Genomic DNA, 24,402 nt, shown 5'->3' on the forward strand with positions numbered 1-24,402 from the left:
ACGCGATCATGGCGATGCTGAAAGACCACGGAGACGGCACGGTCGACGTGCGGTTCGTCGTGGACGGCAAACCCGAATGGGTCCGAGTGGACAAGTGGCTCCCCGTCGAGGACAACGATTCCGAGAGAACACTCTTCGCACGACAAGCCCCCGGAGGCCCGCTGTGGGTGGCGATGATCGAGAAGGCCTACGCCAAGCGGTTCGGCGGGGAAGACGGTTACCAGGGCATCAACGATACGTTCTGGGACATCCTGGAGCACCTCGGGATCCTGCGATTCGAGACGGGTATGCGGCGGATGCAACCCACTCGCGCGATCAACGAACACCTGCTGCATCCGGCCTTGTTCGACGCGGACACACTACGGAAACTACTGGGCGGGTACAGCGATCCGGAATTCTCCCGTCTGGTCGCAGACGCCTACCGCACGTGGCTCCGGAACAGTCACGATCGTCAATCCCAGGAATGGTTCGACATGGACAGTCCGAAGGGGTTGAGTGAATTCCTAGACGAGACTTTCCCCGGGCAGTGGGAGAAACAGAAGACCGCACTGGTCGCATTCATGGCCCACGTGCAGTCCGGCGCGCCGACCGATCGCATATTGGAGGGCAAGGCCACGCTTGCCGGACAAGCGGTTGCCGACCGGGTCAAGGATCTGCACGAACGTGGTAGCACAATAGTTTTCTCGACGCGCACATTCGGACCCGGCACCGAAAACAGCGATGCGGTTCCGGGTCTGCTCAGTAACCACGCCTACGGCATGGTCGGCCTCGAACACGGTTCGCAGACCAGTGAACCCGAGCGAATTCTGATGGACAATTCGCACGACCACAGCAAAACCTATCCGCCGACCGGCGACGGCATCGACTACCGCCTCGACCCGCGGCCCTGGGAGCGCACCGAGATCGCTCCCGGCGTCTGGCACCGCCGCGACGAGGCCGAGGAAATCGACTACTACTGGGTCGGCAACGCGCAGGACGGGCGCGGGCCCGGTGGTGCGCTGGAGCATGTGGTGACCGATTACTTCGCGCCCGGCAACGGTGCGGAATTCCGGCGAGACGCCAGCGGCGCGGTATACGGATTCACCGCGCGGGGCGCGCGGTACCACCGCACCCCGACGGGTGTCGAACACAAGGTAGTGAAGAACGGCAGATACCAACGCTCGGCCGACGGGAAGACCGAGTACTGGCGCCGCAACACCGACGACCGCACCTACAAGAAGCGTCCGGACGGAAAATGGGACCCGATCAAGGAGCAGCTGCACGAGAATCTCGATCCGACGATTCCGAGGCGGGGCGGCCTCCTCTCGATCCACCGCGATCATCTGCCGAAATTCTGGCTCATGCAGGTCAGCGGCCCCGCCGTACACGACCTCTACGGGCCGAAGGAGCCAGCGCAGCAGAAAACGGACGCACCGAAGTCCACGTCCGAGATGGCGGTGGCAGAGGCGCACGAGGATGCCCCGGGTACGTCCGAGACCATCCCCGCCGCGCCCGATTCGGGAGCCGAACCGCAGCCATCTTCGAATCCCGAGCAGCAATCAGCCGAGGAATCCGAACCGAGATCCTCCTCGGACAACAAGCCGAAGCCCTTGTCGAACGAACATAGACTGGACAATCTCAACTCCGCCGACAAGCGGAAATTCCTCCCGACGGTCCCTGTTCCGATCACGGTGAAAGACCGTGTCGGAGACAGCGGTGAGCCTATGCTGACCGTGCTCGACAGCCGCGGCGTGCCCTACGATTTCAAGAATTCCGGAGAAATACGATTCGAGGTCGTCACGTCGGACAGCGGAAGGGAATTCTTACAATTTCTCAACCCGCACGGCGCGTACGTAAATATTGCGCCGGCACTGGTGCGCGACCTCACCTTCGATATGGACCCGGGCGGTAGGTCCGGAACGATGCGGTGGGAGAACAAGGGCGGTGAGCTTCGCATTACCGCCCTCAACCGGAACCGAGAGGTGACCACGCTTCGCCTCGCGCCCGACACCCGCACCCTGGTCGCCAAACCCGGACCCGATGGTTACATGTACGTCAAGGTTCCGAAGCAGGACGGCACCTTCCTGATCAGCAGATCGGACACGATCTTCTCCCCGCTACCGGTGCTCGACGATCGGCGTGGCGACAAGTTGTTCCGGACGGCGCCGACCGGCGTCGAATACCCGTGGGCACAGGACGCGCGTCCAGGCGAACTGGGGGACTCTGGTCTGATCGCGCTGGTGAAGTCGATGGCCAGCCAGAAGCCGCAGGCGATCCTGGACATGCTCCACGACCACGAGGACGGCACCGTGGCGGTGCGCTTCGTCGATGCCGGTACGCCCGTGTGGATACGCGTGACCAAAGAGATCAATGTCAATCCGCTGACCGGGGAAACGCTGTTCGCCGGGCATCGTCCGGGCGAACCGCTCTGGCCGGCGATGATCGAAAAAGCCTATGCGCTCTATTTCGGCAAGGAAGACGGCTACCAGGGAATCGTCGACTCGAAATCGGATGTGGTGGCGGAACGCCTCGGCGCGTCATATTACGTCACCGCCGAGCAGCGGGCCCCCGGATCAAGCCCCCGGGGCACGAACATCAATACCGCGCCGATTTCGACACCCACACTAGAGCCGCTACCACCGACCGCAATCGGAGCATTCCGCGGCAAAGCACGTGTATACCTGCTTTACGCCGCCAAATACGACTACGACGACGATATCGCGACGGCTCTCCTGGAGTCCGGCGATCCCAATTTCAGCGACGCCCACAGCGTTTACGTAATGTCTGCGCTTGATAACATCAGCCGGCTACTGGAGATCCCGGGAACCGAGGAACAGCGGGTCGCGGGAACCCTGGGTACGAGAGGTGCTTCACGCAGGGCTCTCGTAGCAGCCGCCCTGCAGGCGGAACTGATCACCGAGGCCGACATAGACGGCATTCACAACCCGACCAGGCCCCCCGAGCACAGCACCACGGCCACACTCGACGACGGCACCGTGGTCGAACTCAAAGGCCAGCAACGTGCATTCGTCCTCTACGCCATCGCTGGATACACAACGAAGGCGACCGCGGAAACCCTCCGGCGAATCGGCGGTCTTTCCTACGCGCTCATCTACGCAAACAAGGTGCAGGCGTCTCTGATAGACCTGAGCGGACAACTGGATGTTCCGGTAGAGAAAGGCCATAAAGCACTCAGGAAGAAGGTCCAGGATCTGGGTCTGATCACCCTGGACGAAATACCCGAGACCACAGAACCGACCACACCCGACTTCGACGCCGGCGTACTCACCCGCAACGTGACGATCCGAGTCGAGGGTAAAGCCATTGAATTCACCCCCCGGCAACGCACATACCTGCTGTACTCCTCAGTATTCAAGTACGACCCCGACATCGCGGATGCCCTCCAGAAGCTCCGCCATCCCAAATACCCGGATTACAACCGCACCACCGGCAAAGCAGTGAAGGGTGCGCTGAATGACATTCGCACGGCGCTGAAGGTCGAGCCTGTCTACGGCGTACGCCCGCGCCCCGGGCTCGTAGATGCGGCCATCAAAGAGAACCTGATTGCCGAGGGCGACATAGAAAAACTCCGCCTCCACCTCCGAACCGAACCCACCGACGGCTCCACCGCACACCCCACCACGCGGCAACCCAGCTCTGTCTCCGCCCCGGTCATCCTCGATCACGCCTGGGTCACTCACCCCACCGCCGGATGGAAGAAGTACGTCACCGGCCATCAACGCACGCACCTGCTCTACCTCACCGAATACAAGTACGACTGGTTGACCGCGCGAGAACTCCGAAATACCAAGGATCGCCTCTACAAGAACACCACCGCCGCCGCAGTGCAATTTTCGCGGTACGCGCTGAAAAGGGATCTCGGGATCGATGCCGATGATCCCCAGGGCCGCAGCCTGGCAGAGCAGGCCGCGGAACTGAACATGTTCAGCGAGGACGAACTCGACAAATTCCACCGCCAGACCCGCACCGACGGCTCCACCGCACACCCCGCCACGCAACCCTTGACCGCCCCCCGCAGCGACCACGAACGCCGCCACACCCCGCCCACACACACCGTCACCCAGCCACCCCACAACCACAACATCAGCGCACCACCGGAAAACACCCCCGCACCAGACAGTCCCGACTCGAACGCAGACCTGTACGCGGACCCCACGCCCCGAAACAGGCCCAACCCACAACCCGCCGCCCAACCACTCCCAACACACACTGACGCACCCGCATCCAGCACGCCGAGCCAGGCACATCGCGACACATTCGAACCCACCCTCGACGACGCGGCTGCCATCGATCCCACCCCGATGGACCTCGACCCACAGATGGACCTTCCTCCGGTCGAAGACACCACAGCCCAAGACAGCACCACGACACCCACCCGACTACCGCACAACCACAGCATCAGCGCACCGCCGGAAGACACTCCCGTACAGAATCTGCTTCCACCGCCCACCGCACCACCCACAAGCCGAGCACTCGGCCATCACACGACTACATATATCAACCTCGGCGGCAAAGACCGCGTATACCTGCTCTACGCCGCCGAATACAACTACGACCACGCCATCGCGGATGCCCTCCGGAAATCCGATGTTCCCGAGTTCAAGAACACCAAGGTCAGAGCAGTGGCAGCCGCGCTCGACTACATCAGCTCACAATTGAATGTCACGGTGGAAAGAGATGAGAGGGGTGTTGTATCGCGCGAGGATCTCGTAAAGAAGGCCCTGGGCGAGACGCTGATCACCGACGCCGACATATACGGCATTCATAACCCGATCAGACCCCCCGAACGCACAACCACGATCACACTCGACAATAACCCCGAGAAAACGGTCGTACTCGAAGGACGACAACGCGCATTCGTGCTCTACGCCGCCAGAGGATACAAATCCAACCGCGACATCGCGGAAACCCTCCGGCAAGTCGGCGGTCTTTCCTACGCGTTCGTCAGCCCCTTCGAGGTGGGAAAGTCGCTGTTCGACCTGAGCGAGCAATTGGGGATCACAGCAGATCCAAGCCACCACGATCTCGTAGAGCTGGTCAAGGACCGACTGATCACCCCGGACGAAATAAGCAAGATCCCAGCCCCGGCCACACATCCCGGGCTTCCCGAACCGATCAACCTCGCCCCTCGTGAGGACATCCCCCGGCGACCCACACAGGCGCCACGCCGCACCGCACCGGGCGCAAGCCGAACACGCCGCATCCGACGCACCACCGCGCTCATCTCCCTCGACGACCCGCAACGCCCCGCCTTCGACGCAGGCGTCCTCGACGACGCGGCAACCAGCGGTCCCGCCCCAATGGACATCGATCCACCCGAGGCCGACACGGCCGTAATCAACGACGACACCCCTACGCAGGATCCGCCACGCCCGACCACACCACGGGCACGTAGCCGCAGCAAAGCACGCGTGTACCTGCTCTACGCCGCCAAATACCACCACGACCACGCCATCGCGCAAGCCCTCCGGAATTCCGGCGATCCCGAGTACGAGAAGATCACTACCGAAACAGTTACGCACGGGCTCTGGAGACTCACCCGGGATCTGAAGTACACGGAGAAAGGTGAGAGAGGTGACCGCCAGGGGCTCGTAAAGCAAGCCCTGAGAAAAAACTTGATCAGCCGAGCCGATATATACGGCATCCATAACCCAACCAGACCCCCCGAAAACAGCACCACAGCCACACTTGACGACGGCACCGTGGTCGAACTCCGAGGCCAACAACGCGCATTCCTGCTCTACGCCGCCAGCGGATATGAATCCGGTCTCGACATCGCGGAAACCCTCCGGCGAATCGGCGGTCTTTCCTACGCGCTCATCAACGCCAGGGAAGTGCAACAGTCACTGGCGGCACTGCGGCAGCAGTTGAGGGCCCCTAGGGAGATCGGCTACAAGCAGCTCGTCGCGCAGGCCAAGGCACTGGAGCTGATCACCTCGGACGAAATAAGCGAGATCCCAGCCCCGACCAGTCCAGACGATGAATCCGCCGAACCCCAGGACATCACCTGGGACCCCTATCCCAACGCGGTCATACTCGGCGACAGCTCCACCGCGCAAGCCTCAACCGTCCCGCACAGCGACCGCAACCCCACACAACCCACCACCCAGCCACCTCACATCCACCGCAGCGACGCGCCGAACTATGAATCCACCCCACCCCCTGGTCTTCCCGACCCGGTCATACTCAACGGCAAAAAAATCTCACTTCCCAGCGGCGACGTGTTCGTCCCTGGCAGCTACCGCACATACCTGCTCTACACCAACCAATACAGGAACGAAACAATCCAGCGCTGGAACGACGAGCTGGTCGCGCAAGCCCTCCGGACGACCGAGCATCGCGACTACCGGAACGCCTCAGGCGCAACAGTGAAATCTTCGCGGCTCAAACTACGCAACCGGCTGCGGATCAAGGACGACCCTCGGACACGCGAGCCCGCGGAACTCGTAAGGCAGGCCCTAGCGCTGGGAGTGATCACCGAGCGTCACATAGCCAGACTCGATCGCCATACCCGGGCCGGCACCGGCGACGGCTCCACCGCACAGGCCCCGACTGTCCCGGACTCCACCACCCACCACGACCACGACAGCCGCGGCAACGCCCCGACCCCCAACTCCTCCGAAACACGCCCCACCGACCACACCGCACCAACCCTCACCGCCAACTGCGCACCGGACACCCTCCACTTCGGCGTAGACCACTTCGAACGCCGCGGCCTCGACCCCACCGCCATCGACATCAAACGCCCCAGCGACAATCACACCACCACCATCAACAGCCTCCTCAACGGCATGGGCGGCGAGGACTACTCGGGCCACGCCGGCGGACCGCTACAAACCGTCGCCGACCACTCCCGCATCGCACAACACCTCGAGACCCTCGGGCACGCGGCCCTCGCACTCGTCATCAACCGCTACAAATCCGACAACGACAACGACATCGGCGCACACGCCATCGTCTACTACAACTACAAAGGCGTCATCAGGGTCTACGACCCCGCCACCACCACCGCCGACCGCACCACCCACCCCCCGTTCGACCCGCGCCGAACACCAACCTCACACGCCATCGTCACAGCCGTATTCACACCCGACGGCACCCGCGACCTCATCCCCAACTCCCTCGACAATGGCGTCGACGCACTCCACGGCACCCGTATCGGCGCACCACCGGACAACACCCCCGAACCGATGGACTTCGGCACCGAGCCGACTTCGGCACCCTCTACTTTCAGGCGGCGGCGAACCCGCGCGTCCAGGCACCGCGCCTCGGTCGACGACGCCCCACGCATCGGTGTGAGGAGCAAAGTCTGGAAAAATTCACCTACATACCTGTACCTGCTGTACGTCGCCGTACTCGATAAACCCACCGGCAGCAATATCGCGAAAGCCGTCAAGATCCACCGCAGTGGGAACGTGATAATTTTTTGGCACAGGAATCCGGAAGATATCAACGCGTCAGCGGTGAACAACGCATTGTGGAGTCTTCGTAGCGACCTGATCGTCACGGCACCAGGCGGTAAGCGCTCGCATAGTAGGCATGGGCATGCATACGACGGTCTCGTGGACGCGGCCAAGGCGCGGAATCTGATCACCGACGAAGAGATAGACGATTTCCGGCGCCGAATAAACCTCGGTGACGGTTCCACCGCGCACCCCCACGCGGAAGCCGCAGCCACATCCGAACAGAACTACCCGACCATCCGCGAACCCGAACCCGACACCACCACAACCATCCCGGCACGCTGGAATCGCGTCGCCGCCCTGGGCACACACCACCCTCTCATCGCCACAGCGGCACGAATAGCAGGCGAAGACGACCCGAACCAGATGCGTCTACGACTAGCCGACCACCTCGGAGCCAATTTCTTCGACTACCACCTACGCATCACCAACGACGTCCTCGACGGACAAGTAATCGGTCGACCCGGCCTGCACCAGGAATTCCTCGATACCCACCCCGACCAATCCTCCACAGACCCGGACCACATCGCACAATTCACACCATGGCTCGTCGAACGAATGAACCGAATACTCGCCGACGAAATCGCCACGCTCCGCAACACAGATAGCTCCTACATCGACAACCAGTACCGACTCATCGGCCACGGCGACACCCCGCTGGTCCTCGTCGCCGCGATCAACCTCACTCCGAAAACGAACTTCACCGTCGAACACCCCGATCACACCCAACACCACTACCGCAACACACCCGACCAACCCACCATTCATATACGCCACGACCACAACGGCACCTATTACACCGGCACCACCATAGAACTCAGCACTCACGAAGGCGCGTACCTACTACCCCTCGTCGCCGGAAAGTCCAATGCGGAGATCGCGAAAATCCTCCAACAAAGCAACAATCCTGAAATCAAGTTCGCGCGTGCCACCGTCAAGTCAATGGCATCCGCGCAGTCCAACCTCCGCACACGAGTAGGGATCGAGGCCACCTACGACGCGGGGCGCGCCGACCTCATCACGTGGGCCAAGCAGACAGGCGAGCTCACCCGAAGCGACACCGGCGACACCGCACTCGACGCACCCGAGGACAACACCAACGCACCAGCCGCGGGTCGAGCATACGGATTCGAAGCACTCCACATCGACGAGCTCTCACGCAGGCTCAGCCACAACGAACTCCCCTCCGGAACCCGCATCCACCTGTCCACACCCGCCCGCCCCCACCACTGGACCACCGCCACCGCCGCCACCAATGATCGAATCCGAGACACACTCACCACCCTCGACCGCACCCAGATCACCGCCATTCTCATCCACACGCCCGCCACACCCACATCCACCAACACCACGCGCACCTCACCGGTGAACTGGAACCACGTCGCCCCTGGCACAGACCCCTCCCTATTGATCGCCGCCGCAGCGCGAACAGCAGGCCAGGAGGACTCACGAAAGATGCGCCAACAGCTCGTCGAGCACCTCGAAAACAATCGAGACCGTTACCGTGAACGCATCACCAACGACAGCCTCGACGACAAACGCATAGCCGAACTGGCCCGACGTCGGACACTCGCACTCACACACCCCGACCGATCCGCTCCATCCGCAGCCAGCGCGACACAGCTCGAGACCTGGTTCGCCGAAGAACGCGCCCAAATACTCGAGAACGAAATCAACGCGCTCAGCGAGCTGGATGCTCCCTACGCCGATACCGGCACCCGCCTGCTCGGCCACGGCGACACTCCCCTGATCCTGGTCGCCACGGTCGAGCTCATCCGAACAACGAATTTCACCATCGAGCACCCCGACGGCACCCGCCACCACTACCACCGCAGACCCGGCCAATTCACCATCCATGTACGCCACAACAGCGACAACACCTACGAGACCGGCACCACCATAAAACTCACCAAAGATCAACACACATTCCTGTCATACCTCGTCGTCGGATACACCGACCAAGAGATCGTGACGCTGCTCGATAACCTCGATGATCCCGACAATCCCGAATACGAGGACGTCACCAAACAGCTGGTGCAAAAACGTTTCACCGAACTCCGGGAAAAAACAGGAATTCAGCTCATTCGCAATGCGGGGCGCAACGCGCTCATCATGTGGGCCAAACAGACCGGAACAGTCGCCCAGAAAAACACCGACGATTTCGATCTCCCGACACCCACGCACGACCCCGCCGACGAACCGATGACCATCGACCCGACCGAGAACACCACCGACCTGACACATCAGCTAGACGACCTCAACCTGCCCGACTACACCGACGACTCGATGGACATCGCTCCATCAGAGAACACCGACACACAAGCCACCGACCCAGCCTACGAATACGGCCCTATCGCCCTACCCCACGATTTCCATATTCCCGGCGAAATCACACCGATGCACTACGGCGGCGAACCGATGAGCATCAACGATTTCCCCGCCCCCTCAACCGAATTATCCCCCTTCTCAACCGCATTCCCCACAATGGACATGGAATGGCCGGGACCGTTCAGCCCATTCACAATACCCAACACCCCCACACACAACTTCGACTACACAACGAACCTCGACATACCCGCCACACGCGGCCCCCCGGACAACATCGATACCACAACCGACATCCCCGCAACCGAGGAGAGAGCCTCGGAAGTATTCGACGAATTCTCCGACAACTCCGACGACATCACCATTGATCCGTACTTGCTCGAGACGTATTTCGGCCCGGACAGCCCTGCGGCCGATACATCAATGCCCGACACCACCAACCCGGCACCTGGCACCACCGACACCGGTGCTGACAAGAAGGACCTCGACACACCCACCCAGGGGCTGGTCACAGCGTCGAACAGCCACCCCACCGGACGATCCGACCACGACACGGTCACCGTGCCCGCCCGGTACGTCTCGATCGAAGGTCCTCAACGCACATACCTGCTCTACACCGCCGGATACACCTCCAGCGCGGCTATCGCAAAAGCCCTCGCCGAACACGACCCACCCTTCCACACGAACGCCAGCACAGTGAACGAGTCGCTGGAAGAACTACAACTGCGACTGGGATTCACGCCGAACACCGGTCCGGAAGGACTCACCCACCTCGTGGCGACGGCTGGACCACGGGCCGACCCCCCATTCACGGCAGCGGAAAAAGCTCTCGTCGAACGCCTCACCGAACAGCTCGACCCGGACACACTCGTATTCACCCACGGCAAGAAGATCACACTCACGAACAACAAAGAAGTCACCGTTACCGCCCATGAACGCACGATCGCTCTGTACGTAGCCGCTGAATTCCGCGACGACGTCGCCGTCGCGTACACCCTCCGACAAACCGGGGCTCCCCGATACACCAATTTCAGAGAATCGTCGGTGAGGAGCGTGCTGCAACAGCTCAGCGACCGACTGGAATTCCCGGTTGCCCACAATGAAAACGGGCATACCAAACTCATCCAGGAGGCCAAGCGACTGACAGTGATCACCCAGGATGACATCACCCGAGTCCGCGCTCGCCTAGTCGGAGCGAGCGACAGACCCAGCCGCAGCGACGGCTCCACCCCACACCGCGACACACCCACACCAACCACAAGCCAGACCCCGCACCCCCACACAGACCTCTCTCCACGACTCGAACCCACGCAGGCCGAACGCGCCCCCAGGGATCTCTCGATCACAGGCGATCAACGCACATACCTGCTCTACGCCACCGCCGGATACAAATCCGGCAAAGTCATCGCAAAAGCCCTACAGCAAAAGAATCGTTCCGGGTTCCCGCACCCTGATACGGTGAATCTTTCGCTGAGAAAACTACAAACTCGAGTGGGAATCGATCGAGACACCAAGCCGGAAGGACTCGCAAAACTCGTAGCAGCGGCCGGACCACGGGCCGCCCAGAAAATCACCCCGGAAGAAATAGCGGCGATCCCTCGCCCCAACTGCGTACCACTGGCCATGCGATTCACCGAAACGCACTTCACCGACCGCAACGGCCACGCCCCGTTCGCCGCACCCACTACCCCCCTCACACCTCTGACCGGCATGACCGGCCCCGCTTTCCACACGATCACCGGCAGATCACTACAAACTATCGCCACCGAGAACCGCACCCTCATCACAAACCAACTCGAAAGCCTCGGAGACGGCGCCCTCGCCCACGTCATCGACCAATACACCGCAGGCGACAACGAACTCGGCATCGGCGCGCACATGACCGTCTACTACAACGACAAGGGGACCATCAAGGTCTACGACCCCGCCACCACCAGCCCCCCCATCCCCTTCGCCGACTACCAACCCCCGACCACACGCGCCATCGCCACAGCCGTCTACACACCCGACGGCGACCCCGACACCATCCCCGGACAACCCCTCACCGGCCTCACCACACTCGGCAACACCCGTATCGGCGCACCACCGACCGACACGCCCCACGCACACGGCAACCAGGGCTCACCCGCCGCACAGCCTCGCGCCCCCACCGACACCCCCGAGGGTGGCACGCTCGCCGCACTGACGACCGCGTCCCCCACCGACACCCCCACGCACGCGACACCCCCCGCGCCGACATCCACTACCGCCGCCACCGAGGGCCAGACGGTTTTCGGTGATCACCTGGACCAGCAGTTGTCCACGGACCAGGTCCCGGTCACCGATATCCCGCAGCGGCGGCCGGAATTCCCGAAGACCTTCGACTGGTCCTTGCTGCAGGCGAAACCACTGGATCCCAGCGAGTACCTGGTGAATCTGTCGGTCGGGGAAAAAGCGAAGAAGTTTCCGGCGCTCCCGCTGCCGGTGGAGTTGCCCTGGCCGAACGCACCGGGCGCGGACCAGGTCCTCACACTCGTCGACCTCGACGGCAATCCACACCGGTTCTACAACTCCGGACAAGTGCGTGCCACCGTCGGACACGTTCCCGGTAAGGGAATGCACTACCAATACCAGGACCCGACCGGGCAACCCGCCTATCTGCCGACCGTATTGCTCGACGCGGTGACGCACTTCCGACAGGACGCACCGGGTAGCACGACCGGAACACTGCACTGGGACCTGCCCGGCGGACAGACCCGCATCGCGGGAACCTCGGCCTCCAACCGCCAACCCCGAGCCCTGACCGTGCCCGCCGGCACACCCGTGATCGCCGCGCCCCGGGATGACACCTCACGCTGGATGAAACTGCCCGGCCAGGACAAGTGGATCGCGGTCACCGGCGGCCACGACGTGATTCCGGCCCTGCCCAAACTCATCGATCTACACGATCACCCGCTGTTCCACATCTCGAAAGACGGCACACCCGAAATCCACCCCGAGGACCTCCGGCAGGGAGGGACCAATACCTGCGCGATCCTCGCCCCCCTCAAGGCGATGGTCAACGATCATCCCCAGGCGATTCTGGACATGCTCACCGATTACAAGGACGGCACCGCGGGTGTCCGCTTCTTCATCGACGGCAAACCCGAATGGGTGCGGGTGGAAAAACAACGCTGGGACAGCCCATACGGCATTCACCACGAACTCCGTAAGCCGATCTGGGCGGTGATGATCGAGAAAGCCTACCTGCGACGATTCGCCCTCGCGGACGGTTACGCCACCGCACCACTCACATCCAGTACCGTTCTCGACCATCTCGGCCGGGAGTACTACGAAGCGGGAACCGGAACACCACGCCCCACAGCCGTCGGCTCGGAATGGGTACTGCATCCGTTCCGCCTCGGCTCGAACGAGCTGCGGAAGTTGTTGGGCCCCAACGCCGATCCCCAGTTCATCGACGAGTTCCCCGGGTACTACGAGCACTGGCGTGAACAGACCGGCGCACCGCGTGCGGCCGAATGGCAACGGATCCAGCAGACCCACCCCGCAGAGCACGACCAGCAAGTCGCCTGGAACCGTTACCTGGACACCGAGCATGCCAACGCGGCCGCGGTGTTCCAGAGATATCTCGACGGTGTCCTCCCGGCGAAATGGCGGGCCGAGAAAGCCGCCGTGGCCGAGTACTACCGCCAGCTCACCAGTGGCCACAGACTGGACCCCCTACAGTCCGACCTCCAGAAAACCGCCGCGACCGCGGCCCTGCGACGCATCGAATACCTGCTCAAACGCGGAGCCACGGTACTCATCGGCACGCAGCCGTTCGGGCCCGGTAACGTGAATCGCACCGCGGTACCGGGCCTGGCCACCCAGCACTCCTACGCGGTTCTGGGCCTCGAATACGACGCGCACACCGGCGAACCCGTCCGGCTGATCCTGGAGAACCCGCACAACACTTATCTCTTCTCTCCGTGGCCGATCGCCGGAATCGAGACCCGCCTGGATCCCGGCGGCACCGGATACATCGACGACCACGGCGTCCGCTACCGCCACGACCCCACCCGCGACATCACCTACTTCCGCGTCGGCGATCCGCAAACCGGTCGCGACACCGGCGGCCGTCTGCACGGCATCGTCACCGACTTCTTCACCCCTACCGTCGCGACGGAATACCGTCGCGACCCCGACAACACGATCGTCGGCCTCTCAGCCGCCGGTGAGAGCTACCTCCGCACCCCGGAAGGTCTCGAACACCGAGTCATGCGTGATCACCAAGCCTGGCGCCTGCGCAACGGCACCGAGTACCACCTGTTGCCCTCGGGAAGCGTCCTGGAGAAGGTCCCGGGCCGCAACCCCCACCTCCACGAACCCGGCACCTTCCACGCATGGCCGACGGTTCCGGTTCCGAAACGCACCGGCGTCCTCGCCGTCGGACGCGAACACATGTCGAAGTTCTACGCGATCACCGCGGCAGGCCATGGTGCATACGCAGCCTACGGACCTGGACCTACGACGCAACAGAACAACACCGACGCGACACTCGTATCGGCCGCACCCCCCGCAGCGGAACTACCTGCGCCCGTACAACTTCCGTGGTTCGCAGGTGGTCTGTTCCCGCCCAGCCGCCCAGGCACCCACCCGACCACCTCCCTACCGGGTGCGGACCTGGCCCACATCCTGCGCGACCGTCCGGACCTCTTCGATCAACCGCGCCCGCTCGACGTTCTGCGCACCTCACTGCCTCAGGGCGTGGCATTCGATGACCTGTTGCTGCTGCGGGACCAGTCCTACGCGAACACCGGGCTGCCCGTTCCGGAGTTGTCGCGCGAGAGTTTCGACCTCTTCCTCCAGGGCCTCTGGGGCTATCGCGACAGGATCCAGGACGAGAACGACATCTACACCCTCTACAGCGACCGGGGCGCGAGCGATCCGGCGACCGATGCCGGCGGCTACATCGACGCGATGGCGCAGATCCTGGCCGGGCGCGCGGCCGGCCCCGGGCAGGCCGCGGTCATCCAGGGGGTGGGCATGCTCACCCCGTACAACGCCCGGAACTGGAATCCGCAGGATCTGGAGTTCGTGCACTACCTACGAGTGGATCCACCGGACGGGATGGGCCAGGACGACATCGGTTTCAAGGTATATCTGAACCCCATCGCCGACGCGCGGCCCTCACTGATGGCCCACCTCGTAAGGGAGGTCGTGGACAACCCGGGCCGGTTCCCCGGCGTCTACGCGGCGAAGGTGGCCGGCCCCGTGCATCGACGCAACGACGGCATCGTGATCTTCCTGCGCGACCAGGACGCGGTGCAGCGAGTGCTCACCTGGGTACGCGAGGTACAGCAATCACACAGCCACCTGTTCCTGTGGGACGTGCCGCCCGGTGTCGACCAGGTCATGGCCGGGGTCGGTTACGCGGCCGAACCCCGCGGCACCAGTTTCGGCGGCCTGCGCACCGGGCTGATCTTCGCCGCACTCCAACACCACCGCCACGGCGCCTTCCAGGGATTCCACACCGATGTACTGAATCTGTTGTACGCCAACGGAATCGACCCCGACCGCGTCCACCTGCACCTTCCCGGACACGCCGCCCCGCCACCGCCCTGGCTCCCCTCGACCGAGGAGCGGTAGCCGATCCACCACGATGCGACGCGACTCCGGCAGCCGGTACCCGTTCAGGTGTGAGAGTTGTTCGCGTGTAGCGGTTTTCGACGGCTGCCCAATTCCGCGCGAACCGCCGTCGAGCGCCTACCGCACGATGATCGCCGGTACCAGAAATTCGTGACGTTCCCCTCCATTACCCATGCGGCCCTCGATTTCCGATGCGAACGGTCCAGCGTCGAGTTCGATCGGCCCGCACAAGTCCTCGTCCCGTACCTCCCGCACAGCGGGCTCGCGGCCACCCCGGACCGGTCGATCAGCCAGGTCACCATGATGGTCGACGCGAGCAACTCCGTTACGCGGTTGCCGATCAACGAGAGCAGCCGCTACCGACGCTGGATCACAAGTCCGCCGCCTCGAAGCCCGGAGCGCTCCGGTCGGATCAGGCGCTCATACCGGCGGCGGCTACTGGGGACGGTAGGAAGCCAATTTCGGTGAGGTATTCGATGTGGCGATCGATGAGAGCGGGGGTTATCGGTGCGCATCTGATCGGGGTGTCGGTGAGAGCGTGGGTGGTGTTGGTGTCGTCGAAGCGGATGTCGGCGGTGGAGCCTTGGACGGGGATGGCCGCGGCGCGGGCGAGGGTGTGGTCGGTGGCGGCGCCGGTGGTCAGGCGGGCGGCCAGGTCTGCCAGTGGGGCGGTGGCGAGTCGGAATCCGTTGGCGCGCAGTCTTTCCCAGACGAGTGTGAGTGGGGCGGTGGAGTGGTTGGTCAGGTGGTAGGTGTGGCCGGTGGCGCCGTGGGTGGCCAGGTGGACTATGGCGGATGCGACGTAATCCGCTGGGGTCAGGGAGAATTCGGCGGATTCGAGGGCTACCGCGCCGAGGGTCACCGCGGCGCGGATCAGGGTCCAGAAGGCGTCGTCGGTGCTCACCGCTCCGGTTGTCGTGCCGCCGCAGACGCGGTCGGGACGGTGGATGGCGACCGGCAGGCCGCGTTCGCCCGCTCGAGCGACCAGTTCCTCGCCCGCCCATTTGCTCAATACGTAACCGTTGCCGTGGATTTCGGTCGGTCCGGGGCGGGTCGATTCGAGGATCAGGCCGGTCGCCGGTCGGGTGCTGGCGGTGGCGACCGACAGGGTGGAGACGAAGTGCAGGGGTATCGACCCACCGGCCGCGAGTTCGAGCACGTGGCGGGTGCCCTCCACGTTCGCGGCGCGCAGCCGGGAGTACGGCTCGACGTGGTTGACCTTGGCGGCATTGTGCACGATGACGTCCGATCTGCACAGCGCGCGGTATTCCCGTGCGAGCAGACCGAATCCGGGTTCGGACACGTCACCGGCCAAGGGCAGAATCCGCGAGGCGTGCCCCGGATCCCACAGCTTGTACCTGCGCAACGCCGCCACGATCCGGTCGAACGCCTCGGCATGACTCGACGCCCGGACCAGGCAGTAGATCTTCGCGTCCGTGCGAGTGAGGAACTCGTGCAGCAGATACGCGCCGAGGAATCCGGTCCCGCCGGTCAGCAGCACCCGATGCGGCGGCGTGTGTATCGGCCCGACGGGTGGGCGGATCGCGATCGACCGGCCCCGCCGCACGTCGTCGGTCAGGCCCGGCGGAAGTGGCGAGAAGTGGTGCCGACCGCATTCTCCAGGCATGACGCCTCCCGGATTTCTCTTGCCACGGCCTCGACCGCTCGGTCCGCACGCGGAACCGTAATCCATATTTTCGAGGATGGTATCCCGGTTTATCCCGGACCGCACGACATGGATCAGCCCTCGCGCACAGCCGTTCCCGGGAGCCGACACGCCGAGGGCTCGAACAGGTCGGGCAGGCCGTCGGAGATGCGATCGGGGAACTGCGGAACCCGTTTGGACAGGAACGAATCCACGCCCTCGCGAACGTCGTCCGAGACGCCGCGCAGGTAGATGGCCAGAGACGTCGACGGGCTGATCTTCCTGGTCGATCACGGCCGCCGGGACCCGCTGATCCGCCTGATCGTCAGCCCCGAGCACACGGATCTGGCCGCCGCCGTCGTCGGCACCTCCCAACTCGCCAGTACGCTGACTCTCGAGATGTGAGCCCCCATTTTCGATCGCGCCCGCGAACGTGGCGAACTCCGCACCGATATCACCAACGAACAAGCCTGCGAGTGGTTGGCGCTGGTTCAGCTGATCCTGGTGGGCCGCTTCGACTTCGACGATCCCGCCGACCCCGCGCACCGCAAACTCCTGGAGACCTTCATGCTCCCGGCGTTCCTGGCCCCGGGGACCGCCTGACTCCGGTCCGGCCACCGCGCACCCGCGGTCGCGTTTCAATATCATCGAGGTGACCACCGACGTATTGGACGAAGCCGGGACCGATGACGAACGACGAGATGGCGGTCACCGACCGCGCGTTGCCGCTGCGTGGCGTGTGCAACGCCCGTGATCTGGGTGGATTGCGAACCGAGGACGGACGCCGGGTGCGAGCGCGGCGGGTGCTGCGCTCGGACGCGCCGACCGAATTGGACGACGCCGACCTCTCGTATCTGCTCCGGGACTGTGGCCTGCGAGCGGTGATCGATCTGCGCGCTCCGGCCGAGGCCACCACCGATGGCCGTGGGGCACTGGGTGATTCGGTGCCCGTCTACCGCAACATCCACATCTTCGGCACCGGTAGCCTGCGCCTGGACCTGACGCAGGTCGCCGCCGACGGCTCCATGTTCGACCGCTACCTCGAGTACCTCGAACACAGCCCCGGCAATATCGCCGAGGCCCTGAACCTGCTGGCCGACGCCGACAACCTCCCCGCCCTGGTGCACTGCGCCGCGGGCAAGGACCGCACCGGCGTGGTCATCGCCATACTCCTGGGCGTCATCGGCGTCCGCGCCGACGACATCATCGCCGACTACGCCGCCACCGCGATGAACACCGAAGCCCTACGCACCCGAGTCCAGCAATCCCGCTCCACCCGCGAACACGCCACCGCCACCCCCGCCCTCCCCTCCTGGGTCTTCGCCGCCGAACCGGACACCATGCGAAAACTGTTGGCCCACCTCACCATCGAACACGGCGGCCCCACCGAGTGGGCCCGCCGAGCAGGTGTGGACCGACCCACCCAGCAGCACCTCACCGACACCCTCCTCGAACCGGCCCACCCTTAGCCTCGCCCCCGGACGGGCAATCTCAGGGGGGCGAGCGGAGCGCCGGAATCGTATCCAGCGCCACCTTCTCGAACGCCGCCTCATTTGCCGGACGGCCCGATCCAGACGGATTCATGATCGCTCATGCCACCGGCACCTCCGCGTAGTCCGTTGCGGCCGTGGCTGTTCTGTCGCGATACCAGGCGAAGGCACTCACCGCGACGCCCAAGATCGTCAGGGCGGCCGCGACAAGGTACACCGAGCGCACGCCCAAGGTGTCGATGACCCGGCCGCCGAACCATCCGGCGAAGGCGGCCGCCAGCTGATAGGCGGAGGCGTTGACCGCGATAGCGAGAGTCGGTGCGCCACCGGCGGTTCGCAGGACCCGCGCCTGCATGCCGGACACCACGGAGAAGCCGAGCGCGCCGATGATCAGCACCATCACGGCGCACGGCCGCTGATCCGAAAGCTGTGCGAAGCACTGGATCGAGCGGCCGGGACCCGCATCCACGGATATGATCGCCAGGAGCAGGATCCCTCATGAGGCCGAGCGCGCCTCTGATCGGCCGAGTCATGTGGTCACGAGCGGTATCGCCGTGTTATCTGCGGTACGGGAGAACGAATATCCATGCGTCACAACGCTGTCAGCGCCGATGGACCACTCACCCGTATCAATGTCGAAGCACAATCCTGTTCGATCGCACCGGCTTTCGAATCCGGGCAGTCTCTCGAGCGGACTGCGGGTGATGTGCAGATGTCGTTACTCGACGAGGACGGCGGTGAGGCTCTCCGCCAGGTGATCCAGTTCCTCGACGAGGTCGAGCACATGGATTCGACGAGAGTTCGCGAGACCGTTCACGGGGAACCCGGCAGCACCGGCGACCGCCGCTGGGACGCGTTGCTCGCTGGTATCGCCGAATACGTCAGTCGCCGCGCCGGTTTGCTGGTACCGGGCTGGACAGCAGCACCCAGCCGATTCCTGGACCGATTCTGGTTCGTCATCGAAGACATTCTGGGACGTCCGGCCCCCGGACTTGCTGCGGCTGCATTCGTGTCGTCCCCGGCAGAGTTGGCCGGCCGTGGCGTATTCCTCGACCGCTCATCACTGGCCAGCGTATGAAGCTTCTCGATCGGGACGAGATCATCCGCCTGCTCACCGAGCTCGGCACAGTGTTGGCGGAGCGTGGCGAGCACGCCGATATTTTTCTTGTCGGCGGCGCGGCCATGGCGCTGGCATACAGCACACGACGGGCAACTCGGGACCTGGATGCGATATTCGAGCCGAAACAGGTTGTCTACGCCGCGGCCGCGGAAGTCGCCCGAGCGCACGCACTCTCGGATGACTGACTGAACGACGTGGTCAAAGGCTTTCTCCCTGGTAACGACCCAAACGCGACGACATTGTTCGAAACGACCGGGATCAGTGTGCGAGTTGCCTCTCCTCGTTATCTCTTCCCCATGAAGGCGGCTGCGGCACGCATCGAGCGTGATGCCGAAGACCTCCAATTTCTCTGCCAGGTTGTGCGGATTCCTGACCGTTGACGAAGCGCTCGACTGCGTCACCGACCACTATCCGCCGCATCTGCTGACACCGAAGACCGAGTTTCTGCTGCGCGAACTGCTCGAAGAGTGATTCGCCCCAGCACGGTAGGGACGGCCTGATACCACGACCCTTCATCGGATCGTCCGCCGACCACAGCGGATCGACGGCGATATCGGCGAGCCGGTCGTCCCGGACGGACCGGCTCGGACCGAGTCGATTACGCCGAATTTGGTTGTCCCTCTTGCGATATGGCCGCCGACTGGTCCGTGGCGGGCAGCGCGAGACAGCACACCGCGGCCAGTATCAGCGCGCCGATGATCGTCAAACCGCTGACGGTCAGCGCGCTGCGGTAGCCTCCGGCGGCGACGGCACCGAAGAAGACGGCGCTGAGGGACGCGGTTCCGATAGCGCCGCCGAATTGCTGGGCCGTGGTCCAGATTCCCGAGGCCGATCCGGCGTATCGGGGCGATACCCGGGACAGGAACAGTGTCGTGAGCGGCGGCTGTACCAGGGTGATGCCGATACCGACGATGAACAGGCCGGGCGTGAGCAGCCATGGGTTGACGCGGTCGGCGGCAGCGCTCGCCGCCCCGAGGACCGCCAGGGTGCCGACCGCGCCGAGCAGCGTACCGGCCACCACGGTGAAGCGACCGAACCGCATCGTCAGCCGCCCGACCAGCGGGGAGCCGATCAGCGCGCCGGCGGAGAACGCGACGCTCACCCCGCCCGCTTCGAGCGCGGAATACCCCTGGCCGTCCTGCAACCAGAGCACGAATACGAGCAGGAACCCGCTGAACGCCCCGAAGGCGACCAACTGCACCAACAGCGCGACGCTACTGGTGCGCTGCCGCAGCAGATCCAGCGGCAGCAACGCACCCAGCCGCCGCGCGGGGTCCCGATGCTCGACCGCGGCGACCGACACGACCACGGCCACGCCTGCCACCAGCAGCAGCCAGATCCACGGAACCCAGTGGTACGCACTGCCTTCCAGCAGCGGGAACACGATCGCCACCAGTCCCGCGGTCAACACGGCCGCGGCCGACCAGCGTGGTCGCAGCGCGTCCTCGGCGCGACTCTCCGGAATCAGCCACACGCCGAGTAGGAACACGATCAGCGCGGCGGGCACACTGACCCAGAAGATCGCCCGCCAGCCCAGACCGGCCACGTCGGCGGTCACCAGCACACCGCCCAGTAGCAGCCCACCCGCCTGGGCCAGCCCCGCCACCACACCGAACATGCCCAGCACCGTCGCGCGTTCGGGCCCCCGGAACAGGACGAAAAGGCTGGTCAGCACCTGCGGTGCCAGTATCGCCGCGGCCGCACCCTGAGCGGCGCGCGCGGCGATCAACTCATCAGGGTTGTGCGCCAGCGCCGACCACACACCCGCGAGTGCGAATACCGCCAGCCCGAGCAGAAACATCCGCTTGCGGCCCCACAGATCCCCCAACCGAGCCGAGGTGATGAGCGTGGCGGCAAAGGCCAGCAGGTACGCGGTCGCGATCCAACCCACCTGCGCGGGTGTTCCACCCAGGTCCGTCTGGATCGAGGGCAGACCGACGTTGACGATGGTGACGTTGAGCAGGTCCAGCATGAATCCCAGGATCAGGATCACCATCGCGGCCCAGCGTCTCGAGTACACCTCTTCGCTCGACGCGGCGTCGACGGCCGCCGTCGTCATGCCGGATTCCCTTGCACGAGAACGACATCTACCGGATCTTCCAGCATCGGTTCCTCCCAATCTCGACACACAGAATTGAACTAGCGAGTTCACTTTAGTGTTCACGGATGGACGTAGCAAGATACATACTTTTGAACCAACGAGTAAAGAGAGGGAAACACACTCCGACCGGATCACGGTCGCCGCAACCGAATCCGCGCGTATCGAACAGGTCACCGTCCCGCGCGTGCATCGCCGCACCGTCCGCGCCGAGACGTCCATCGATCCGATGTCGTATTCCCCGAAACGATCGAGATCCTCGCCGATCGCTGGCGCACCGTCGTGCTGGCCGCCGCCTTACTCGGCATCCGGCGCTTCACCGAATACGAAGCCGCCCCGGGGATTTCACCCGCCATACTGTCGAATCGGCTGCGGCGCTTCACCGATCTCGGTGTTATGCACCAACCGCAACACACATCGACCGGCGCACACCGCACCTACGCTCTCACCGACAAGGGCCTGGCGTTCTTCGGTACGTTCGCATTCCTGGTCGACTGGGCCCAGCGGTGGTACGAGGGACCGCCCGGCACCCGGCTGACCATCACCCACCGCGAGTGCGGACACCACTTCGAACCCCGAATACGTTGCCGCAGTTGCGGTTCGGTGATCACCCGCACCACCGTCGGATTCACACTCGCCGACTCCGCCCCGCAAGACCACGCGCCCCGACCTCCGCGCCGGTCAGCGCAACCATCATGATCGCCTCACCGACATTCCCCAGCGGCGGACAACTCACCGCCGCACCCGAGGCCACCACCAGCAGCACGATGCCGATCACCGGAAACCGCAAACGCTCCGCACGCCACAGCACCACACCCGCCGCCAGCAGCACCACGGTCACCACCAGCGCCGCCACTGGTACCGACGCGCTCTCCCCCGTATAACGCAGCGTGTCCGCGAACCGGCGCGGCACCAACCGCAGCCGGATCAACTCACCGAACACGCCCCACACCACCAACAGCACGGTGAGAACCGCCGCCGCCCGCCGCCACCGCGCACCCGCCCCGACCCGATCGACAGCCCACAGCACCAGCACCGGCGTGAGCAGCGCGTGACACACGAACCGCCCGACGCTCAGACCGTGCAGCAGCGCACCCTCTCCGATCACCGAACCGAGACCGAAAATCGCGGAGTCGTAAGCGATTCCGACCCCGACGACGCCGAGGACCAACACCCGCGTCAGATGTGCGGCCCGCGCCCACAACACACCCACACAGGACAGCTCGACGATCGCGACGACGAGCAACAACACCGACACCACGACAGACTCCTCCACGTCTTCCTCAGCCCACATGCCACGAAGGACAATTCTGGTACGTGTCTACCGCGACCGGCTCATTCGTCATACGACGGCCGTCACGTCACGTCACCGGAAATGATTGTGCCGCCCGACCTACTCGATCGACTCTCCCCGCACACGTGCCGCGCCCCCGGACCACACGAGCGGCGAGGTCCTGCCGTTATCTCACATCCCAGAGCGCGAGTGCAGTCCGCAACGTCGCGACGAGCGGCAACGGCTGATCCATCATCGGATGGTGACCGGCCTCGGCCAGTTCGACAACCGTGGCCGCGGGCTCGAACAGCCGCGCGATCTCCAGCGCCCGATCCCGCGCCACCAACCCGTGCTCACACCGGATGTACAGCACCGGCGCGCGCACGCCTCGCAGCGAACCGAGCGGCGGAATCAGCCCGTTCTCGAGCCGCTTGGGCACCATCTCGGGATCGAACTTCCACACCCACTCGGTGCCGGTGTCCCGCACCGACTCTCGCGCCACGTGCCGGGCCACATACGGCAGCAGCACAGCCTGTTCGGGCACCGTGCGAAACCGGCCGCAGATCTCGTCCTCGGTCGGATACGTCCTCGACCTGCGCCCCAACGCCCCGGCGATGGCTTCGGCGGACGGCTCCTGGAACGGCGAATCGATGATGACCAGACCCGCGACCGCATCCGGATGCCGAACCCCCACCTCGGCGGTCACCCGCCCACCCATACTGTGCCCCACGATGTACGGCCGACCGGCGATCCCGCCCGCCGCCGCGGCCGCCAGCACCTCCTCGACCCACACCTCGCTCGGGTACCGCGATCGCACACCACTGTCGCCGTGCCCGGACAGATCCAGCGCCACCACCCGCCGCGTCGTCGCCAGCAGCGGGGCGATGTGATCCCACCACCCCGAATGCGCCGACCCGCCGTGCACCAGCACCACACCCGGCGTCCCGGCCCGCCCCCAGCACCGCAGATGGATCACGCAGCCGTCGACCTCGACCTCACGATGTTCCGGCAACTCCGCGATGGCCCCCGCGAACCACTCCGGAACCGCGACAACCGACTCCACCGTCGCCATCCTCATCTCCTTCACCACGAACCGACTATTCGGACCATATAGCGGAGCATCCACGCGTCGATCACCACCGGGCCCGATCGGCTCCTTGCCGATCTGTGTTTTTCGAGTTTTCCGACACGGAGGATTCCAATTGCTAGATGCGCATATGTCGATAATGGTGTACGAAAATTCCAGATCGGATTCTTCCGATCCATCTCGCTCGCAGCGGACCCGACCACCCTCACCGCTCCGGTACCGGACATCTGACGGCTACCGAAAACCGAAGCGTGAGAGTGCTTTTCGATGACGTAGCGGGATTCGACTCCCCCG

Annotated in this window: 13 protein-coding genes (1 of these 13 cut by a window edge); 8 read left to right on the forward strand and 5 right to left on the reverse strand. The window is 64.2% G+C overall.

Annotated elements, in window-relative coordinates:
- Positions 1–15,395, forward strand: partial view of a C2 family cysteine protease gene (locus NRB20_RS33030; protein ID WP_153415345.1) — the 3' end only. 34,177 nt of this gene lie to the left of the window's left edge; the window shows 15,395 of its 49,572 coding nt (coding positions 34,178–49,572); its start codon lies off the left edge, out of view; its stop codon occupies positions 15,393–15,395.
- 412 nt (positions 15,396–15,807) lie between these two features.
- Here NRB20_RS33030 and NRB20_RS33035 read toward each other — a convergent pair whose 3' ends face one another.
- Positions 15,808–17,022: a thioester reductase domain-containing protein gene (locus NRB20_RS33035; protein WP_194290097.1), complete on the reverse strand. Its 1,215-nt coding sequence runs from the start codon at positions 17,020–17,022 to the stop codon at positions 15,808–15,810.
- 270 nt (positions 17,023–17,292) lie between these two features.
- Here NRB20_RS33035 and NRB20_RS39420 point away from each other — a divergent pair, with 270 nt between their 5' ends.
- From NRB20_RS39420 to NRB20_RS33045, 3 genes are all read left to right on the forward strand, one after another.
- Positions 17,293–17,445: a hypothetical protein gene (locus tag NRB20_RS39420; RefSeq protein WP_194290098.1), complete on the forward strand. Its 153-nt coding sequence runs from the start codon at positions 17,293–17,295 to the stop codon at positions 17,443–17,445.
- A 75-nt stretch (positions 17,446–17,520) separates the two neighbouring features.
- Positions 17,521–17,643: a hypothetical protein gene (locus NRB20_RS39425; protein ID WP_319945710.1), complete on the forward strand. Its 123-nt coding sequence runs from the start codon at positions 17,521–17,523 to the stop codon at positions 17,641–17,643.
- Positions 17,644–17,726: 83 nt separating this feature from the next.
- Positions 17,727–18,509: a tyrosine-protein phosphatase gene (locus tag NRB20_RS33045; protein ID WP_153415347.1), complete on the forward strand. Its 783-nt coding sequence runs from the start codon at positions 17,727–17,729 to the stop codon at positions 18,507–18,509.
- A 121-nt stretch (positions 18,510–18,630) separates the two neighbouring features.
- Here the strand turns inward: NRB20_RS33045 and NRB20_RS33050 are convergent, their stop codons facing one another.
- A complete protein-coding gene (locus tag NRB20_RS33050; RefSeq protein ID WP_153415348.1) occupies positions 18,631–18,999 on the reverse strand; it encodes an MFS transporter in 369 nt (122 codons plus the stop codon).
- Positions 19,000–19,242: 243 nt separating this feature from the next.
- Here NRB20_RS33050 and NRB20_RS33055 point away from each other — a divergent pair, with 243 nt between their 5' ends.
- From NRB20_RS33055 to NRB20_RS33065, 3 genes are all read left to right on the forward strand, one after another.
- Positions 19,243–19,608, forward strand: a complete 366-nt coding sequence (locus tag NRB20_RS33055) for a hypothetical protein (RefSeq protein WP_153415349.1) — start codon at positions 19,243–19,245, stop codon at positions 19,606–19,608.
- A complete protein-coding gene (locus tag NRB20_RS33060; RefSeq protein ID WP_153415350.1) occupies positions 19,605–19,835 on the forward strand; it encodes a DUF6036 family nucleotidyltransferase in 231 nt (76 codons plus the stop codon). The genes NRB20_RS33055 and NRB20_RS33060 overlap by 4 nt, the downstream gene beginning before the upstream one ends.
- Positions 19,836–19,974: 139 nt before the next feature.
- A complete protein-coding gene (locus NRB20_RS33065; RefSeq protein ID WP_153415351.1) occupies positions 19,975–20,121 on the forward strand; it encodes a hypothetical protein in 147 nt (48 codons plus the stop codon).
- Between the two features lie 127 nt (positions 20,122–20,248).
- On the opposite strand, the gene NRB20_RS33070 is transcribed toward NRB20_RS33065, so the two are convergent.
- Positions 20,249–21,709, reverse strand: coding sequence for an MFS transporter (locus NRB20_RS33070; protein WP_194290099.1), 1,461 nt, complete (start codon positions 21,707–21,709; stop codon positions 20,249–20,251).
- Between the two features lie 294 nt (positions 21,710–22,003).
- Between NRB20_RS33070 and NRB20_RS39705 the strand changes: the two genes are divergently transcribed.
- Positions 22,004–22,447, forward strand: a complete 444-nt coding sequence (locus NRB20_RS39705; RefSeq protein ID WP_406603910.1) for a winged helix-turn-helix transcriptional regulator — start codon at positions 22,004–22,006, stop codon at positions 22,445–22,447.
- Here NRB20_RS39705 and NRB20_RS33080 read toward each other — a convergent pair.
- Both NRB20_RS33080 and NRB20_RS33085 read right to left on the reverse strand, forming a co-directional pair.
- Positions 22,377–23,042: a hypothetical protein gene (locus tag NRB20_RS33080; RefSeq protein WP_153415354.1), complete on the reverse strand. Its 666-nt coding sequence runs from the start codon at positions 23,040–23,042 to the stop codon at positions 22,377–22,379. The two genes, NRB20_RS39705 and NRB20_RS33080, sit on opposite strands and share 71 nt — an antisense overlap.
- A 166-nt stretch (positions 23,043–23,208) precedes the next feature.
- The gene (locus NRB20_RS33085) at positions 23,209–24,093 is read right to left on the reverse strand and encodes an alpha/beta fold hydrolase (protein ID WP_153415355.1); all 885 of its coding nucleotides are present in this window, start codon (positions 24,091–24,093) and stop codon (positions 23,209–23,211) included.
- Between the last annotated feature and the right edge of the window lie 309 nt (positions 24,094–24,402).

Source organism: Nocardia macrotermitis, from assembly GCF_009604405.1.
Classification (GTDB): domain Bacteria; phylum Actinomycetota; class Actinomycetes; order Mycobacteriales; family Mycobacteriaceae; genus Nocardia; species Nocardia macrotermitis.

Bases quoted from the DNA above. Each gene is read 5' to 3' on its own strand.
- NRB20_RS33035 (WP_194290097.1), bottom strand. From the start codon at position 17,022: ATGCCTGGAGAATGCGGTCGGCACCACTTCTCGCCACTTCCGCCGGGC.
- NRB20_RS39420 (WP_194290098.1), top strand. From the start codon at position 17,293: ATGGCCAGAGACGTCGACGGGCTGATCTTCCTGGTCGATCACGGCCGC.
- NRB20_RS33045 (WP_153415347.1), top strand. From the start codon at position 17,727: ATGACGAACGACGAGATGGCGGTCACCGACCGCGCGTTGCCGCTGCGT.
- NRB20_RS33055 (WP_153415349.1), top strand. From the start codon at position 19,243: ATGTCGTTACTCGACGAGGACGGCGGTGAGGCTCTCCGCCAGGTGATC.
- NRB20_RS33060 (WP_153415350.1), top strand. From the start codon at position 19,605: ATGAAGCTTCTCGATCGGGACGAGATCATCCGCCTGCTCACCGAGCTC.
- NRB20_RS33070 (WP_194290099.1), bottom strand. From the start codon at position 21,709: ATGACGACGGCGGCCGTCGACGCCGCGTCGAGCGAAGAGGTGTACTCG.
- NRB20_RS33080 (WP_153415354.1), bottom strand. From the start codon at position 23,042: ATGTGGGCTGAGGAAGACGTGGAGGAGTCTGTCGTGGTGTCGGTGTTG.
- NRB20_RS33085 (WP_153415355.1), bottom strand. From the start codon at position 24,093: ATGGCGACGGTGGAGTCGGTTGTCGCGGTTCCGGAGTGGTTCGCGGGG.